The sequence below is a fragment of the Pedobacter sp. NJ-S-72 genome, from assembly GCF_053890575.1.
Genome location: NZ_CM132681.1, coordinates 4285621 through 4303472, shown reverse-complemented (window position 1 = coordinate 4303472; position 17852 = coordinate 4285621). Strand labels below are relative to the sequence as shown.

20 protein-coding genes and 4 pseudogenes are annotated in these 17852 nt (G+C 38.1%); 18 read left to right on the top strand and 6 right to left on the bottom strand.

Features of this window, described 5'->3' with window-relative positions:
* The first annotated feature begins 37 nt into the window (after positions 1–37).
* The 10 genes and pseudogenes from ACWYN3_RS28545 (at position 38) to ACWYN3_RS28500 (ending at position 6948) form a co-directional block, all read left to right on the top strand.
* A complete protein-coding gene (locus tag ACWYN3_RS28545; RefSeq protein WP_456217362.1) occupies positions 38–841 on the top strand; it encodes a hybrid sensor histidine kinase/response regulator in 804 nt (267 codons plus the stop codon).
* Positions 832–1161 (top strand): sensor histidine kinase, encoded by a 330-nt coding sequence (locus ACWYN3_RS28540; protein ID WP_456217361.1) that lies wholly within the window; start codon positions 832–834, stop codon positions 1159–1161. The genes ACWYN3_RS28545 and ACWYN3_RS28540 overlap by 10 nt, the downstream gene beginning before the upstream one ends.
* A 15-nt stretch (positions 1162–1176) precedes the next feature.
* Positions 1177–1866 carry a CHASE3 domain-containing protein gene (locus ACWYN3_RS28535; RefSeq protein ID WP_456217360.1) on the top strand — a complete coding sequence of 230 codons (690 nt, stop codon included), beginning with the start codon at positions 1177–1179 and terminating at the stop codon, positions 1864–1866.
* Positions 1857–3370 (top strand): annotated as a pseudogene (locus ACWYN3_RS28530) (ATP-binding protein); the annotation flags it as partial. The gene ACWYN3_RS28535 and the pseudogene ACWYN3_RS28530, both read left to right, overlap by 10 nt.
* A 9-nt stretch (positions 3371–3379) precedes the next feature.
* The gene (locus ACWYN3_RS28525; protein WP_456223180.1) at positions 3380–4774 is read left to right on the top strand and encodes a response regulator; all 1395 of its coding nucleotides are present in this window, start codon (positions 3380–3382) and stop codon (positions 4772–4774) included.
* A 25-nt stretch (positions 4775–4799) separates the two neighbouring features.
* A complete protein-coding gene (locus ACWYN3_RS28520; protein WP_456217359.1) occupies positions 4800–5168 on the top strand; it encodes a response regulator in 369 nt (122 codons plus the stop codon).
* A pseudogene (locus tag ACWYN3_RS28515) lies at positions 5169–6003 on the top strand (CheR family methyltransferase).
* Entirely contained in the window at positions 6003–6344 is a 342-nt protein-coding gene (locus ACWYN3_RS28510; protein ID WP_456217358.1) for a chemotaxis protein CheB, read from the top strand. The pseudogene ACWYN3_RS28515 and the gene ACWYN3_RS28510 overlap by 1 nt, the downstream one beginning before the upstream one ends.
* Before the next feature lie 19 nt (positions 6345–6363).
* Complete coding sequence (locus ACWYN3_RS28505) at positions 6364–6564, top strand: chemotaxis protein CheB (protein ID WP_456217357.1); 201 nt, start codon at positions 6364–6366, stop codon at positions 6562–6564.
* Positions 6565–6576: 12 nt separating this feature from the next.
* Positions 6577–6948: a response regulator gene (locus ACWYN3_RS28500; RefSeq protein ID WP_456217356.1), complete on the top strand. Its 372-nt coding sequence runs from the start codon at positions 6577–6579 to the stop codon at positions 6946–6948.
* Positions 6949–7040: 92 nt separating this feature from the next.
* Here ACWYN3_RS28500 and ACWYN3_RS28495 read toward each other — a convergent pair whose 3' ends face one another.
* The 4 genes from ACWYN3_RS28495 to ACWYN3_RS28480 are packed head-to-tail and all read right to left on the bottom strand — an operon-like array spanning position 7041 to position 8740.
* Positions 7041–7322: a hypothetical protein gene (locus ACWYN3_RS28495; protein WP_456217355.1), complete on the bottom strand. Its 282-nt coding sequence runs from the start codon at positions 7320–7322 to the stop codon at positions 7041–7043.
* Positions 7280–7801: a hypothetical protein gene (locus tag ACWYN3_RS28490; protein WP_456217354.1), complete on the bottom strand. Its 522-nt coding sequence runs from the start codon at positions 7799–7801 to the stop codon at positions 7280–7282. Before ACWYN3_RS28490 ends, ACWYN3_RS28495 begins: the two co-directional genes overlap by 43 nt.
* Positions 7802–7850: 49 nt before the next feature.
* Positions 7851–8294 carry a dipeptidyl-peptidase 3 family protein gene (locus tag ACWYN3_RS28485; RefSeq protein WP_456217353.1) on the bottom strand — a complete coding sequence of 148 codons (444 nt, stop codon included), beginning with the start codon at positions 8292–8294 and terminating at the stop codon, positions 7851–7853.
* Complete coding sequence (locus ACWYN3_RS28480) at positions 8291–8740, bottom strand: hypothetical protein (RefSeq protein WP_456217352.1); 450 nt, start codon at positions 8738–8740, stop codon at positions 8291–8293. The genes ACWYN3_RS28485 and ACWYN3_RS28480 overlap by 4 nt, the downstream gene beginning before the upstream one ends.
* Before the next feature lie 116 nt (positions 8741–8856).
* Here ACWYN3_RS28480 and ACWYN3_RS28475 point away from each other — a divergent pair, with 116 nt between their 5' ends.
* Positions 8857–9687, top strand: coding sequence for an N-acetylmuramoyl-L-alanine amidase (locus ACWYN3_RS28475; protein ID WP_456217351.1), 831 nt, complete (start codon positions 8857–8859; stop codon positions 9685–9687).
* Between the two features lie 375 nt (positions 9688–10062).
* Here the strand turns inward: ACWYN3_RS28475 and ACWYN3_RS28470 are convergent.
* Positions 10063–11723 (bottom strand): annotated as a pseudogene (locus ACWYN3_RS28470) (glutamine--tRNA ligase/YqeY domain fusion protein).
* A gap of 79 nt (positions 11724–11802) precedes the next feature.
* On the opposite strand from ACWYN3_RS28470, the gene ACWYN3_RS28465 reads away from it, so the two are divergent.
* The 7 genes and pseudogenes from ACWYN3_RS28465 to ACWYN3_RS28435 all read left to right on the top strand — a co-directional run bounded on the left by ACWYN3_RS28465 (position 11803) and on the right by ACWYN3_RS28435 (position 16818).
* A complete protein-coding gene (locus tag ACWYN3_RS28465; protein WP_456217350.1) occupies positions 11803–12222 on the top strand; it encodes a cobalamin B12-binding domain-containing protein in 420 nt (139 codons plus the stop codon).
* A 3-nt stretch (positions 12223–12225) separates the two neighbouring features.
* On the top strand, positions 12226–13011 hold the full coding sequence (locus tag ACWYN3_RS28460; protein ID WP_456217349.1) for an enoyl-CoA hydratase/isomerase family protein: 786 nt from the start codon (positions 12226–12228) through the stop codon (positions 13009–13011).
* Positions 13012–13178: 167 nt separating this feature from the next.
* Positions 13179–14591: pseudogene (locus ACWYN3_RS28455) on the top strand (sigma-54-dependent transcriptional regulator).
* A gap of 211 nt (positions 14592–14802) precedes the next feature.
* Positions 14803–15069, top strand: a complete 267-nt coding sequence (locus ACWYN3_RS28450; RefSeq protein WP_183880163.1) for a YtxH domain-containing protein — start codon at positions 14803–14805, stop codon at positions 15067–15069.
* Positions 15070–15142: 73 nt separating this feature from the next.
* Complete coding sequence (locus ACWYN3_RS28445) at positions 15143–15523, top strand: phage holin family protein (protein WP_456217348.1); 381 nt, start codon at positions 15143–15145, stop codon at positions 15521–15523.
* Positions 15507–15947, top strand: a complete 441-nt coding sequence (locus ACWYN3_RS28440; protein WP_456217347.1) for a hypothetical protein — start codon at positions 15507–15509, stop codon at positions 15945–15947. The genes ACWYN3_RS28445 and ACWYN3_RS28440 overlap by 17 nt, the downstream gene beginning before the upstream one ends.
* 397 nt (positions 15948–16344) lie before the next feature.
* Complete coding sequence (locus ACWYN3_RS28435) at positions 16345–16818, top strand: TlpA family protein disulfide reductase (RefSeq protein ID WP_456217346.1); 474 nt, start codon at positions 16345–16347, stop codon at positions 16816–16818.
* Between the two features lie 13 nt (positions 16819–16831).
* Here ACWYN3_RS28435 and ACWYN3_RS28430 read toward each other — a convergent pair whose 3' ends face one another.
* On the bottom strand, positions 16832–17848 hold the full coding sequence (locus ACWYN3_RS28430) for a serine hydrolase domain-containing protein (protein ID WP_456217345.1): 1017 nt from the start codon (positions 17846–17848) through the stop codon (positions 16832–16834).
* Between the last annotated feature and the right edge of the window lie 4 nt (positions 17849–17852).

Genomic DNA, 17852 nt, shown 5'->3' with positions numbered 1-17852 from the left:
GATAGTAAAATAGTTGAAGTATTATTTATTCATCATAATGATCCTAATTGTAGACGATACACCGGAGAATTTAATTTCTCTCAAAAAAGTTCTCGAAAGACACAACTTTGAAGTCGATACAGCTTCCTCTGGTGAAGAAGCCTTGAAAAAAGTACTTAAAACAGCCTATGTATTAATTATTCTGGATGTTCAGATGCCAGGAATGGATGGGTTTGAGGTTGCAGAAGCAATCGCTGGATATAGCAAAGCCAAAGAAACGGCAATCATATTTTTATCAGCAGCAAATACTGAATTAAGTTTTATTACTAAAGGCTATTCTTCTGGAGGTCTTGATTACATTACTAAGCCTGTAGATATTAATATTTTGTTATTGAAGGTGAAAACTTTTTACCGGATTTATGAACAAAGCAGGAAATTAATAGAAATTCAGAAAACACTGCTGGAAGAGATTGAATTCAGAAAAAGAGCCGAAAGGAAAAAAGATGAATTTATCAGTATTGCCAGTCATGAGTTAAAGACTCCATTAACCAGTGTTAAGGGATATGTACAGCTCCTGGAAAGAAGTGTGGATAAAGGGGATATTCCAACGGTAAAAAAACATTTGAAAAAGGCACAGCTGCAATTAGATAAACTGAATGACCTGATTGCAGACCTGCTTGATATCTCTAAGATTGAAAGTGGTAAGCTGAAATTTAACAAGAAATATTTCAATTTAAATATGCTTCTGGATGGTATTCTGGAAGTTATTCATCAATCTAATCCTGAATTTACAATTACAAAAACCGGGCACGTGCCTATGGATATTTTTGCTGATGAAATGCGGAGAGCAGGTTGTGTGTAAATTTTCTGACCAATGCTATTAAATATGCTCCAGGAACAACAGAGGTTCACCTTAAGGTGACTGCTGATGGGGATCGTGTGATTGTTGCTGTCAGAGATTTTGGGATAGGGATTCAGCCGGAGCAGCAAAAAAATGTCTTTGATAAATTTTATCGGGTCGAAGAAACATCTATTCATTTCCAGGGTCTTGGGATTGGTCTGTATATATCTGCCGAGATTATTGAAAGACATGGCGGAACTGTGGGTGTGAATAGTACTTTAGGAGAGGGGTCTGAATTTTATTTCAACATTCCTCTAATTTCAACAACTGAAACAGCTTAAAAATATCTCCTTTTTATGATCAAGAAAACTTTAAAAAATAACCTGCGTTTTGGATTAGGGTTATCTTTGTTATTGCTTTTTATCAGCTCGTTTGCTTCTTATGTAAGTATCAGTAACCTGATTAAAAATTCTAAACTTGTTTCTCACAGTAATTCTATTATAAGGCATACCGAAGGTGTTTTATCAACTTTGAAGGATGCGGAGACAGGGCAGAGAGGTTTTTTGTTAACTGGAGAAGAGGCTTTTCTTGAGCCTTACAACGGAGCTAAAGCAGAGGCGATTCTTTTGCTGGATACTTTGCAACGTCAAACTACTGACAATCCGGCTCAGCAAGTTAATATTAATAAGCTGCGGGAAACAATAGAGGGACGTTTAAGCATCCTTGAAAAAACTATTGCAATTAAAAGGAAAGGCGGTTCTGTCAGTATTGGCGATTTGCTGGCTGGTAAAGCCTATATGGATAATGCCAGGAAAGTAATCAAAACCATGCAGGCTGAGGAACAGAATTTACTAACCTCGCGTACAGCTAATCAAAATAAACTGGCTGATTTTACTCCGGTTTTAATCCTGCTTGCAGCATTTCTTGCTATTTTGATCACTATCTTCTTTTACCGCAGGGTTTCTTCTGATTTTAATGAACGAATGAAGTTACAGGAAGAACTTGAACACAGACCAATAAAGAAGTTGACCGAAGGATCCAGGTAATACAGGATATTGCGGCACAGATTTCAAGTGGGAATTATCAGATCAGGCTTGATGAATTATCAGAGGATGGCTTAGGCCGGTTGGCCGCGTCACTAAATTCAATGGCTGAGTCCTTACAGTATTCGTTTTCTTTATTGGCAGACAAAGAATGGTTGCAGTCTGGTATCGCTAATTTGAATGATAAAATGGTTGGTGAGAAAAATTTAGAAGTCTTAGCCAACGATATTCTGGAAAATATAATTCAGCATACGAATGCTCAGATTGCTGCATTTTATATCCTGGAAGAGGATCGGCTGCTTCATCTGGTTGGAAGTTATGCGCTGTTAGCAGGTCAGCGAAAAGAAATCTTGAAACAAGGAGAAGGATTGATTGGACAGACATTGAAGTCGGGTAAGCAGATCCTGATTAATGATATTCCTGATGGCGAGTTAACAATCAGTTATGCGTCAGGGAATACTAAACCTAAAAACGTTGTTGCTGTTCCTATTATCAGAGATAATGTAGTTGTTGGTGTAATGGAGTTTGGCTCTATGAATACCTTTAGTCCGTTGCAGTTAGCCTTCTTTAATAGCATTTCTGCGAATATAGGTGTTGCTGTACACGTGGCTCAGAATCGTAAAAGATTGCAGGATTTTCTGGAAGAAACGCAGGCACAGTCCGAAGAACTACAAGCACAGCATAGTGAACTGGAAGGTTTAAATGCTGAATTGGAAGCACAAACTCAAAAGATACAGACCTCAGAAGAAGAGCTTCGTGTGCAACAGGAAGAACTTTTGCAAAGTAATCAGGAATTAGAAGAAAGAACAACTTTACTGGAAGAAAAAAATCAGATGATTCATGAGCATAATATGGAGATTCAGCAGAAATCAGAGCAGTTGGAGCAAAGCACAAAATATAAATCGGAGTTTCTGGCCAATATGTCACATGAGTTAAGGACGCCATTAAACTCTATTTTATTGTTGTCTAAATTAATGTCTGATAATGAAGAGCTGGATCCTGAATATATTGAATATGCTGAGGTTATTCAAAGTTCAGGGCAGGGATTATTGGGGCTAATAGATGAGATTCTGGATCTGTCTAAAATTGAAGCAGGAAAGATGAAACTTGAGCTGGCTGATATTAGCCTGAATGAAGTGTCGTCAGATATGCGTTCCTTATTTAATCCGATAGCGAAAAATAAGAACCTGGAATTTAAGATTGAGCTGGAAGGTGAAGTTTCGATACTTCACACAGATAAAATGCGTCTGGAACAGATTTTAAAGAATTTATTATCCAATGCAATTAAGTTTACTGCTAAGGGAAGTGTAATCTTAAATATTAATGGTGATCCTGCTAATAATGCCATGATTTTCAAAGTAACTGATACCGGGATTGGGATTCCTTTATCTAAACAAGGTCTTGTCTTCGAGGCTTTTCAGCAGGCAGATGGCTCGACAAGGAGGAAATTTGGCGGTACGGGTTAGGGCTCTCTATCAGCCGTGAGTTAGCTAAATTACTGGGTGGCGAAATAGAATTGAACAGTGCTGAAAATGTGGGCAGTACTTTCAGCCTTACTTTACCAATAGATGGTATTGCTGCTGAACTGGATGAAGAAATTCATGCCACCTATGATTATACCGATACTCCGCTGGTTGAGGTGGAAGAAGCCATGTTGCCAGAACGCTTTACGGTAGATCATATTCCGCAGGAAATCGAAGATGATCGTGCAAGCATTGTAAAAGGGGATAAGGTTATTCTGATTATTGAAGATGATACTGCTTTTGCAAAGGCATTGTTAAGCTTTACACGTAAGCGTAATTATAAGGGAATTGTTGCTGTAAGGGGTGATATTGGAATTGACCTGGCTAATCATTTTAAGCCTTTAGCAATCCTGCTCGATATTCAGCTGCCGGTAAAAGATGGATGGCAGGTCATGGAAGAATTGAAGGCGAACCCGGCAACAAGACCAATTCCTGTACATATTATGTCTTCGCTGGAAGTGAAAAAAGAAAGTTTGTTAATGGGGGCTGTTGATTTTATCAATAAGCCAGTTGCACTGGAACATATGCAGCAGATTTTTCAAAAGTTAGAACATGCTTTAAGCCGTCATCCTAAAAAAGTGCTGATTGTTGAAGAAAATCAACAGCATGCAAAAGCGCTTAGCTACTTTTTAAGCAACCATGAAATACAGACAGAGGTTGTCAACAATGTCGCAGAAGGTGTTGATGCGCTCCAGCGCAAAGAGGTCGACTGTGTAATTCTAGACATGGGTATTCCGGATAAAAATGCTTATCTGACACTGGAAACGATTAAAAAGAGCGAAGGATTAGAAAATCTTCCGATCATCATTTTTACAGGTAAAAACTTGTCTCAGGGAGAAGAACGAAGGATCAAACAGTATGCGGACTCTATTGTTGTAAAAACAGCGCATTCTTATCAGCGTATTCTTGATGAAGCGGGACTTTTCCTTCATTTGGTGGAAGAAAAATCTGTAGAAAGCAAGACGAAAAAAACGAAAGAGACAACTCTGGGGGGATTATATGAGGTGCTGCATAACAAAACAGTATTGATTGCTGATGACGATGTGAGGAATATTTTTTCTTTAACCAAAGCTCTTGAGCAGCATAAGATGAAAGTATTGGCCGCTACAGATGGAAAAGAGGCGCTGCAATTGCTTAAAGATAACCCATCGGTAGATATTGTACTGATGGATATGATGATGCCGGAAATGGACGGATATGAAAGTACTAAGGAGATTAGAAAAATAAATGCATTCAAACATTTACCTGTCCTTGCTGTTACTGCGAAGGCAATGATGGGAGACAGGGAGAAATGCATCGCTGCAGGTGCATCTGACTACATCTCTAAACCAGTTGATGTAGATCAGCTGATTTCTTTATTGCGTGTATGGCTTTATGATAAAAACTAAAAAAAAAACCACCATGTTTTAAGGTATGGAAAAGAAGAGAATATTAATTATAGATGACGATAACAGGAATATTTTTGCGCTAAAAGCGGTATTAAAATCTAAAGGTTATCAATGTCTTTCTGCAGTTGGCGGAGAAGAGGGGTTGCAACTGCTCGAAGAACAAAAAGATATTGCGGTGGTATTAATGGATATGATGATGCCCGGTATGGATGGGTATGAAGCAATGGCTATAATGGGTAACGATCCGGAATTAAAGGGGATCCCTGTAATTGCTGTTACCGCACAGGCGATGCTTGGAGACCGGGAGCGTTGTTTGAATGCTGGTGCGGTAGGCTATGTGTCAAAACCGATTAATGTAGACAGTTTAACAGCTTTATTAGCTAAATATATTTAGATGAATCAGGAACTATCTGTGATTACTGATGAGCAGGTCGAAATTTTACTGGGAGACCTGCTGGAATATTATGGGTACGATTTTACGGGTTATTCCAAAGCTTCTATCAAAAGAAGAATACTCAGATTATATTCACTGGATAAGCAGGTGAGTTTTTTGCTGAATTCCGGTACAAAATAAATAATGATAACTTTTATTTTAAAAGGTTTGTTGAACAGATTACTGTAAATGTGACAGAGATGTTCAGGGATCCCGGATTTTTTAAAACATTAAGAGATGTCGTTTTGCCAAAACTGGGGACTTATCCTTTTATAAGGATCTGGCTGGCAGGTTGTTCAACCGGGGAAGAGGCTTATTCTATTTCTATTATCCTGAAAGAACTGAATTTATTGCATAAGTCTTTGATTTATGCGACAGATTTAAACCCTGTTGTACTGGAGAAGGCAGCACAGAGTATGTTTGCGATGAGTCAGATGAAGCAGTATTCAGAGAACTATATACTATCTGGCGGGATAAAAGATTTTTCAAGTTACTATACTGCAAATTACTCACTCGCTAAATTCAGTGATGAGTTAAAAAGTAAGATCATTTTTTCAACGCATAACCTGGTCTCAGATCATTCCTTTAATGAGTTTCAGCTGATCTTATGCCGTAACGTAACGTGTTGATTTACTTTGACAGGGATTTACAGCATAAGGTTTTAAATCTTTTTGATGAAAGCCTGGAAGGATTGGGGTATCTTGCCTTAGGAAGCAAAGAAACACTGGATTTTTCTCCGCTCTCGAAAAACTATAAAAGAATTCCTGCAGAAAAAATCTGGAGGAAAGTAAGCTGATGGAAAAATGTGAAGCATTAATCATAGGAGGGTCTGCCGGAAGCCTGGATGTACTGTTGAAAGTGCTGCCGGCGCTTGACGATACGCTTAGTTTTCCTATCATTATTGTGGTTCACAGAAAACATGGGGCAGATTCCCTGTTACCGGAATTACTCTCAGGAAGGACCGATCTGATCGTTAAGGAAATCGATGAAAAAGAACCTATTCGCGCGGGAACAATCTATGTTGCTCCTTCAGATTATCATACACTGATCGAAAAAGACAAGAGTTTTTCCCTTGACTATTCAGAAAAAATAAATTATTCCCGGCCGGCAATAGATGCGACCTTTCACGGCGGCTGAAGTTTACAGAACAAAATTAGTGTGTTTATTACTGTCGGGGTCCAATTCTGATGGGGTAAATGGTCTGATTAGTGTAAAAGCATGGGGTGGGATTACTGCAATTCAAGACCCTGCGACGGCACAAGTTTCCTATATGCCGCAGCAGGCTTCTATTCATGCTAAAATAGATTACACTTTACGCATTGAAGATATGGCAGAATTCATAAATTTGTTGTCCTAATCTACATTGTTAATGGCCGAACAAAAAAAAGTATTCATTTTTGATGATAATACCGACATACTTGAACTATGTACCTTTATTCTGGAAGACGCAGGTTATGAAATCAAAACGTCTTCTACTTCGAATAATATTATAGATCAGGTTATGGCTTATATACCAGACATCATTTTTATGGATAACTGGTTGCCTGACGTAGGTGGTATTGATGCCACCAGGGCGCTAAAAAGCGATGAAAACGCTCAAAAATATACCTGTCATCTACTTCTCTGCTGCAATAATGATGTAATGTCCCTGGCAGATCAGGCTGGTGCAGATGGTTATTTATCAAAACCTTTCGATATTCAGGAACTGGAAAATATCATTTTAAAACACCTTCCTGCTTAAAATAACACATAAAAAAAAAGCCGTCATTATTAGTATAACGGCTTTTTTTATGTGTTATTCCGTCCTAAAACGGATTGACACGGCTTAATTATTTACTTTACGCCTAATACATCAACTCCCTGTTCGAATATTACATCTACCGGAATTCCTTTTTTACTTAATCTGTCTAAATCTGCCTGCAGTTCAGAACTGATTACTGCGTAAGTTTTTTGTACTTTCTCTACAGCTGATTTATCTCCATTACCCTGCAGGGTAAGGATAACATTGCTGAGGTCATTCATTGCAGTCTGGAATTTCGCGAAATCTACTTTATATGTTCCGTTCGCTGTTCTTACAAATGCGCCTTTCTCTTTGAAAAAGTTGAAACACTGCATATTAGCCTTACCCTTACATGAGCACTTGATGCGCCAAATCTTACTGAACGAAGCAAGCCAGCCATAAAGGTAGTATAGTAGGTCTTAATATCACCTGTTAATTCACCTTTTTTCAATAAGCCGGTTACCATGTAAAGTCCCAGAATATCTGCTTTTCCTTCTTCTAACCAGCCGGATTGTTCTTTAAGAGCTTCTTTGACAAAACCTTTACCAGTAACTGTATTTTTGATACCCAGACCATGTGCCACTTCGTGGAACATCACATTGGCAAAAAAGGCATCAAAATTTATATATTGCTGCTGATCTTTATCAATTAATTCTGCTGCAATAGGTACCAGGATCTTATCGAATTTTGCTTTCATTGCATTTTTCAACTGTGATCTGCGGGTTCCTTTTTTCTGTTGAATAACCTCATCATTCGGTAAATTAACAGCTATTGTTTTTGATCCTGAGTTACAATCTCCAGCATAGTAAACCACATCATAAGCGTTTAATTCTGAATCTGTACCAGGTTTTTCTTTCTTGTATTTATTTTTCTGCTACCGGTAATCCTTTTTGCAATTCAGGTAGCATACTTACATATTTTGCCAGACGTTTGCTCCAAACTTTGTCTTTGACTAAAACATAAGCCTCATAAGAAGTACGGGCGTTAAACATTTTGTCTTCGTAATTTTCAATCGGGCCAATAATGATATCCAGAATATTGGTTTTCATATCCAGCCATGCGTAATCACTGGCATTGAAATTATCGTTCATCAGGGCATCAGCTCTAAGGTTCAGGTATTTTTTGAAACCTGCATCCTCAGTCATTAATGCTGCCTGTTTTAATAAACTGGAAGCTCTTTGAAGTTCTGATGCAAATAATACATGATATGGAACACTAACAAGGTTTCCTGTAGAGTCTTTCTGAATGACCGAATATGCATTGAATTTATCCTTTAGTGTAGATTTATCCAGGTCTGCTTTAGTCATACCTGCAGGATAAAATGAAGCCCCTTCTGGTTTACTTCCGATGCCAGCAGCAATGATGGTTTATCGCCATTCAACCTGTCCCATGGACCATAATTTATTCTTACAAATTCTTTGGTTTTTTCATCTTTCAATCCTGCCATCAGGCTGTCGCGCTGCGGATACGCTTGTTTCCAGAACAATTCATCCATAATTTGTGCGGCCTGAATAAGCAAAGGAAGTATTTTTCGCTCATTAGCACTCAGCACATTCAGATTGGTCGTTAATTTAACTGTTTCATAGATATCCAGTCTTTTATGGACATATTCCTGTAAACTGTCTTTGACTGTACCTGGCTTCTCAGTAGTGGTAGTCGCTGTTTTGGTTCCCGATGTATTCGTACAGGATCCTAAACCTGCAATGATCGAGCATCCTGCTAAAAATAAGGCTGCTTTGGTAGTTTTGTTCATGGTAATTTTTTATAACGCAACTAAATTAGGAAAAATAATAACCCGGGCATAAAGATTAGCGTATTCTAATGCATTTATGTAAATATTAGTAATTTCACCGTTTATAATTACCTATTATGAGACAAATCCCCTTAAGTAAAAATATTTTACTGCTTAGTATTCCTTTGTTTTTTCTTGCCGCCTGTTCAACGAACAAATATGCTGCGACTAATAAAATCTATAAAAATCAGGCTAAAGAATTTGGCGGGATCCTGACGGCCATGCCTCCGCTAAATCAAAGTATTGAGACCCTTCCGGCTGATCAGCAATCTTTTGTTGGTTCTGTGAATTTTGGTATCCGTAAGCCTAACTTTATCATTATTCACCATACAGCGATGACTTCAACTGATGGAACTATCAGAGCTTTTATCAAGAAAGAAACGCAGACCAGTGCGCATTACATTGTTGGACGAGATGGAAAAGTGGTACAGATGGTCAATGATTATCTGCGTGCAAATCATGCTGGCGTAGCTAAATGGGGAAATGAATACGATCTGAATTCTTGTTCTCTGGGTATTGAACTGGATAACAATGGTAATGAACCATATTCTGATGCACAAATGAATAGTTTATTGTCTCTGCTGACTTCTCTGAAGAAAAAATATAATATTCCAACCTCAAATATCATAGGTCACTCAGATATCGCACCAAAACGCAAGCAGGATCCTAATAAATTTCCATGGAAGCAGCTTGCCGATAAAGGCTTTGGATTGTGGTACGATACAGTACTCCAGATTCCTCCTGTAGAGTTTGATCCAGCAATCGCACTGCGTATTATTGGCTATGATGTAAGTAACCTGTCAGCGGCAATTATTGCTTTTAAACGTCACTTTGTACAAATAGACATTAGTCCGGTCCTTACTGATGGCGATAAAATGATTTTATATAATCTGTATCAAAAGTATTAATTAAGATATTATAGATAGATTTAAGCTGCGTATTTATAATTGATATATACGGTAGGAAAGGTGTTAAGTGCGGTATTTTTTTTTTTTTATTATTTATTTTGCCATTACAAGCTCAGAAAATCAATACAAAGGCCCTTGATGTATATTGGAAGATTTAGCTGACTTAAAAAATCTGTCTCTATAATAAGGCTGCACTTAAATATACTAAGTCCCCACCTGTTTTTTCAGCTATTGCGATAGCATATTGCAGGCAGCTTGAAAAAAAATACTGGAAGCAATAGCCATAAAAAAAAACGCTTCATGTTTTAATTTATGAAGCGGTCTGTCTTTAAATATGCAATCCCAAACTCAAAGAATTCAGGAATTTTTAGTGAATTACTTTTTCGCTTTCGCCCATGCATCCTTCAAACCAACGGTCTGATTGAATACCAGGTGATCAGCAGTAGAATCTTTGTCCAGGCAATAGTATCCTTTACGAATAAACTGATATCTTGATTCAAGATCAGCACCTGCCAGATAAGGCTCGATATAAGCTTCTTTAATAACTTTTACGCTATCAGGATGCAGGTAATCCTTAAAATCACCTTCCTCGCTGTCAGGAGATTCTACTGAGAATAAACGGTCATAAATTCTTATTTCAGCAGTTTTAGCATGTTTAATGCTTACCCAATGGATAGTTCCTTTAACATGAATTTCGCTCGTATCTTCACCGCTTTTAGATTCAGGAATATAAGTACAGTGGATTTCAGTAATATTTCCGTCAGCATCCTTTTTGAAATCTTCGCATTTCACAATGTAGGCGTTCTTTAATCTTACCATTGCACCAGGCGCAAGTCTGAACCATTTTTTAGCTGGCTCTTCCATGAAATCTTCACGTTCGATCCAAAGTTCATTACTGAAAGGAATTTCCCTTAAACCACCTTTATCTTCAGCTTCAGGGTTATTCTCCCCAATCAGAATTTCTTCTTTACCTTCAGGATAGTTTTTAATCACTAATTTAATAGGATCAAGAACTGCCATTACACGGTTAGCTGTTTTATTTAAATGTTCACGAACACAGAATTCCAGTAAGCTTAGTTCAATCAGATTCTCTCTTTTGGCAATTCCGATTCTTTCGCAGAATTCACGGATACTTTCGGGCGTATAGCCTCTTCTTCTCAACCGCTGATTGTAGGCATGCGCGGGTCATCCCATCCGGTTACTACACCTTCATTTACTAATTGCAGCAATTTACGTTTACTCATTACTGTATAAGTAAGGTTTAAACGGGCAAACTCATACTGATGTGAAGGAAATATACCCAGCTGCGCAATAAACCAGTCATATAACTCGCGGTGAGATACATATTCCAGCGTACAAATAGAATGTGTGATTTCCTCGATACTGTCACTCTGTCCATGTGCAAAATCATACATCGGATAAATACACCAGGTATTGCCAGTACGGTGATGTTCTGCATGTTTGATACGATAGATAATCGGATCGCGCATCAGCATGTTAGGGCTTGACATATCAATTTTAGCACGCAGAATACAAGCTCCGTCTTCAAATTCGCCAGCTTTCATGCTGCTGAACAGATTTAGGTTTTCCTCAATACTGCGGCTGCGGTATGGGCTGTCAGTTCCTGGCTCTGTTGGCGTGCCTTTAAGGGCAGCAATTTCATCAGCAGTACCATGGTCTACATACGCAAGACCGTTTTCTATCAGTTTAACGGCAAAATCATATAGTGTATCAAAATAATCTGAAGTATATAATTCATGTTTCCATTCAAAACCAAGCCACCTGATATCTTCCTGCTGGCTGTCTACATATTCGGTTTTCTCCGTTACAGGATTTGTATCATCAAATCTCAGATTGGTATAACCACCGTATTTCTGGGTTAAGCCAAAGTTCAGGCAAATAGCCTTAGCATGACCGATATGTAAATATCCATTAGGTTCAGGTGGAAAACGTGTAACTAAAGTTTTGTACTTTCCACTATTTAAATCGTTTTCAATGATCTCTTCAATAAAGTTCAATGATCTTTCCTCACTCATAAAAACTGTAAATTTATATTCAAAGTTAATATAAAAGAGCTAATTTACTTACATTTACGATGGATTATCGGTATAATTTATGAGCAAAACATTAAATAGGCCTATTCGTATTTTAGTAGCCAAAGTAGGCCTGGACGGACACGACCGGGGAGCAAAAGTGATTGCAACATCTTTACGGGATGCTGGTATGGAAGTGATTTATACAGGTTTACGACAAACTCCCGAGATGGTGGTAAATACTGCGTTGCAGGAAGATGTAGACGCTATAGGTGTTTCTATCTTATCAGGAGCCCATATGACTGTTTTTCCTAAAATTGTTGAGTTTATGAAACAAAAGCAGCTTACTAACGTATTATTAACCGGCGGCGGGATAATTCCTGAGTCAGATATGGAGAAACTCAAAGAAATCGGAGTGGGAGAGTTATTTGCACCGGGCACAACAATGGTGACTATCGTTGATTATATCCGCGATTGGGCTAATGAACACAGAAATTTTTAAATTATGATCTATCAGAATATACTATCAGAGATTAAAGCGAATATACTTTACGTAACCATTAACCGTGAATCAAAGTTAAATGCGCTGAATAAAGATACGCTGACTGAGCTGGCAGACGTTATTGCATTTGCCTCAAAAACAGAAGAGGTCAGAGGAGTTCTTTTAACAGGAGCAGGTGAAAAGGCATTTGTTGCAGGAGCTGACATTTCGGAGTTTTCAGCTTATAATACAGAACAAGGAGAGGCTTTGGCCAGAAATGGACAAGTGAATGTTTTTAATGCAATAGAGAACTGCAGCAAGCCTTTTGTCGCAGCTATTAATGGGTTCGCTTTAGGTGGAGGTTTGGAGCTTGCTATGGCATGTCATATTCGTGTGGCTGCTGATACAGCTAAAATGGGACTACCAGAAGTTACTTTAGGTTTGATCCCTGGCTACGGCGGGACACAAAGATTGACAAGACTTATTGGTAAAGGAAGAGCAGCAGAGCTGATTACTACAGCTGATATGATTACTGCCGACAGGGCGGAGAAAATCGGATTGGTAAATCACGTAGTGCCTCTTGCAGAGCTGATTGCCAAAGCCGAAGAAATTCTGAACAAAATCAAACAGCGTGCGCCTCTTGCAATCAGCAGCAATAAAATAAAGTCTGTTAATGCCGCTGTAAATGAGGACGTAAACGGTTTTGAGATTGAAATTGAAGAGTTTGGTAAATGTTTTGGTACACAAGATTTCAAAGAAGGTGTAGGTGCTTTTCTTGAAAAACGACGTGCGGATTTCAAAGGTAGATAACTGCTTAACTTTAAATGGTTTAAATTTTGTTGAGGGATGGTATGATGCGTCTCGGGGGATAAGTATGCGAATAAGGGGAATATGAATATATAAGTGTAGAAAATATTTCCCATATAAAATATTTCTTTATATTTATCATCGAATAAGTTTAGAATTTGTTGCGAGATATGAAAAGGATACTAATAGTAGATGATGAAATTAATATAGGTTTATTACTGTCAAAATTCTTAACCAGAAATGGGTTTAGTGTGAATACCGCGACCAGTGGCGTTTCTGCACAAGACTACCTGAGTAAGGATCAGTATGACCTTGTTTTATGTGACTACAGGCTGGCTGGAAGATACCGATGGAAAGGAAATGCTCATTAAGATTAAAGAGAATTATCCCCAGACCGGCGTAATTATCATTACTGGTTATTCGGATATCAAACTTGCTGTTGAACTAATCAAATTGGGGGCTTACGATTATATTACGAAGCCTTTATATCCAGATGAGATTTTAAATACCATAAATAAGGCGATAGATACACAGATCGCGCTGAATGATACTACGGCCGAAGGTGCAAGATCTGAGGTGCAAAAAACCAAAACTTCGAAACCAGTCTATAACCAGGTAGAGAATTTTGTGGCTGGGCAAAGCCAGGCTTCTAAAGAGTTGTTAAAGCAAATTCAGTTGGTAGCACCAACATCTTACAGTGTAATTTTAACTGGTGAAAGTGGTACTGGAAAAGAGTCCGTAGCGAAAGCTATTCACTTAAATAGTCCAAGAAGAGATAATCCTTTTGTTGCTATGGATTGTGGCTCTTTAACAAAAGAATTGGCCGGAAGTGAGTTTTTTTTGGGCATGAAAAGGGATCTTTTACAGGAGCCCTGAATACAAAAATAGGCCATTTTGAAATGGCAAACGGTGGAACACTTTTTTTGGATGAAGTAGGGAACTTATCTTACGATTTACAGGCGGCTTTGCTGAGAACTGTTCAGGAAAGAAAGATTAAACGGATTGGTAGTACTAAAGAAATTGATCTTGATGTCAGAATCATTGTTGCAACCAACGAGAACCTGGCTACAGCAATACAGAGAGGGCGTTTCAGAGAAGATTTATATCATCGCTTTAATGAATTCGCAATCAACCTTCCTCCGTTGAGTATGAGAGGAAAAGATATTATGATTTTCGCGAAAACATTTCTTGACTTCGCTAATGAAGAACTGGGCAGAAATGTATTGGGCTTTTCTAAAGATGTGGAAGAGTGTTTCCTAAGCTATAACTGGCCGGGAAATGTCAGAGAGTTGAAAAATGTGGTTCGCAGAGCAACATTACTGACTGAATCTGATGAAATCCAGCTTAAAGCACTTCCGCTTGAAATCTCTACAGATGCAAAGGTAACTGCTATTGAAAATACGATTCATAGAAACCATGAGAAATCAAGGGACTTGAAAAATGCCGCCTCAGAAGCCGAGTATGAAGCGATATTGAAAGTCCTTCGTGAAGTGAACTTCAATAAGACAAAGGCAGCGAAGATCTTAAATATAGATAGAAAAACCCTTTACAATAAGATGAAGGCAATAAATCTGGATACCTAATCGGCGCGTCTTTTTTTGTTAAAATTATCGGAGGACGATGCTTGTCATGGCTCCTTTGGTTTATCTTTGGTATCCGCCAGGTAGCAATTATTCTGCTAAATTCTCAGAAATATTAAAACAATTTCCGCGGCTAAAGAGTTATAACAAATAATATCACCTATTATCAATTATACCGCTACAAAATCAATTATTAAACATAAAAATTAAAGTCATGAACGATAACTCAAAAGTATTAATTGGATTATTAACGGGTTTGGCTGCTGGTGCAGCATTGGGATTGTTGTTTGCGCCCGAAAAAGGAAGTGAGACCCGTGACAGATTAAATCAGTCATTAAAAGAGCTTGGTGATGCGTTAAAAGAAAGAGCCGCTGATGAAATTGATCATTTAACTGGCCTGAAAGATAAAGTAGTAAGTTCTGTGAAAAGTAAACTGCATGAAGCTGAAGAAGAATTTGTAGACGACGCTGAACACGCTTAAGCAATATTATTCTTGATAATGTGTGATTAGGAGTAATACTGGAGGTTAAAGAAGAAGTTAATTTTAAATACCAATGGAGGAAAAGAAAGAAAAGAATATTGAGGAATTATTCTCAGAGGCCAGGACATATGTAGATACACGTATAGAATATGCACGTCTGGTGTTCATTAAAAGGTCATCCAAAGTATTTGCTGATCTGGTCACTAATGCTATTGTAGCTATTTGTTTTGTATTGGCTTTTATTTTGGGAACTGTTACTCTTGCACTCTTTTTATCTACTCTTTTCGCCAGCTATACCGCTGGTTTTGGTTGTGTTGCACTGCTTTACGTTTTTTTGGCGGTTGTTGTATACATGACTAAAGAAAAATTCATTGAAAAGGCTATTGTCAACTTCACAATCAGAAAATATTTTAAAAAACTACAGGAGGACGAGGAAGATGAGCAAAAAGTATGAGATCAATAACCTGCAGGATCTGAACGTTAGACTGATTGGTCTTAAGGTTGATTATAAGATGCAGGAAGAGATGATAAAGGATGATGTAAAGGTTTATTTGAAGCAGTTTACCTTTGGTAGCCTGATTAAAAAATATGCTACACCGTCTGCATTTTTAAAGGTTGACGATAAACTGAATATCAGCAGTAAACTGATGTCTATGGTATTGCCTATTCTGATGAACGGCACACTGTTTAAAGGCTCTGGATTTATTACAAAAGCATTAGTGGGACTGGCTACAAGTAAGGTGGGCAAGACGCTTGATGCTGAACATCTTTCTGCAATATTTAATACGGTTAAAGGACTGTTTACAGGGAAAAAGAAAAAAGAAAAGGAACCAGGGTTTGTGGATTATGGGATTCCTCCTGATAGTGAGACCTTTTAAGTAAGGGGTTCGCCCGGCGAAAAAAAATAAGGCGCTATATATAACTGACCGCGTTCATGAATTATGAACAATGTCAGTTATATATAGCGCCTTATTTTTTTTTTTTTTCGATGTCAAACTACATGACCTAATGCGTTGGACGGAGAGATGGAGCATATTTGGTTGGAAAGACAACTTGGAAAAACCAGGAGGAGAAATGTTAGATAAGATGGCCTGGAGAAACCGGTTGGAAAGACATGAAGGAAAAACCAGTTGGAAAAATCAGGAGGAGAAATTTTAGATCAGATTGCATGTAAAGAAAAAAGATGTTTTTATTTGGTATTATTGTGTTAAACAAGTCCTTTATGATGAAGCTAAAATATTTTGTTTTGCTGTTTGCCTTACTGCCCTTTGTTTCTTGTGCACAGGAAAAAGGGGAACCTTAACTAAGGTTGGTGATGTAGTTCCGGGTTTTAATTTCGAAATTGAGAAAGGAAAAACGGTTTCTATTAATGATTATAAAGGGAAACTAATTCTGATTAATCTTTTTGCAACGTGGTGTCCTCCGTGTAATGCGGAACTACCGGAAGTTCAGAAACGGATCTGGGAGAAATATAAGGATAATCCTGGCTTTGCGTTTTTTGTATTTGGACGGGAAGAGGGCTGGGACAAACTAATCCCTTTTAAAACGAAGAAGGGCTTTACATTTCCTATTCTTCCGGACGTTGATAGGGGAGTCTTTAGTAAATTTGCACTACAATCGATCCCTAGAAATATAATTGTTGATGAAATGGGAAAGATTATTTATCAGTCTATTGGTTATGAACCTAAAGAGTTCTCTGCAATGATTGAGTTAATTGATGCACATCTTAAGGAAGCCTCTTCTAAATAGTCATCACAATTACTTAAGTAATGCCTCTTTCAGAAATTTTTAAGGCTTGTAAATGATAGCTAAAAGTCTTTGAAAGATCGTTTAAACTCCATGCTGTGTTCTCTAGAATGATAATGCTGGTTTTTGTCTGAGGGAAATAATAATCCATCGAGACAAACCCAGGGATATATCCTGTTTGACCTATTTGCGTCAGGCCGTCAGTATTGGTGATTGTAGGCCCGTAACCGTAATCTGTTTTTCCTAAAAAAACATGCTGACGGGTAGCGTATGGGGTAACCATCAGTTTGTAGGTGGCTGGGGAAAGAAGCTTTCCTGAGTGCAGAGCGGTGTTCCAGAGTACTAAATCTCTTGCGGTCGAGATAAAGGTTGCCGCTGGGGTAAACTCTTCCAGGGGGCTGGTTTCCGGGTGTAGTTTCCCGTCTTCTTTTTCGATATAACCATTGACAAGTTTTTTGTGGTTTTTCAGATTGGAATCAAAGGTGTTTGTCATTCCACAGATGAGAAATAAATCGTTGGATAGCTCCGGGAAGGATTTCCCGGATGTTTTAGCCACAATCTTTGCCAGTAACTGATATCCGATGGCTGAATAGTTAAATTGGGAGCCGGCAGGATAGGCCAGGGGCTCATTCAACGCCGTAATTCCATGGGTATGAGTTAATAACTGATGAATTGTAACTGTATCAGCCCATGACATTTCTAATTCGGGAAGGTATTTTCTAATGGGATCCTGAAGATTTAGTCTGTTCTTATCCAATTCCCGTAAGACCAGTACTGCCGTGATTTGTTTACTGACAGAACCAATCACAAATTGGTCAGTTTCCTTGAAAGGTATCTTTTGACCGGGAACAGGAGAACCGTTTTGAGTTTTGTATATGATTTTTCCTGCGCTGGCAATGATGATTACGCCATTGAATGGTTTAGCATTCTTAACGTTGATTAGTGAATCAATACGGTGGAAAGCATTTTCTGATAATTGTGCTTGTGAAAAAAAGGAGTAGTTTGGATCAGTAAAATCAGAAATAAGAAGCAAATAT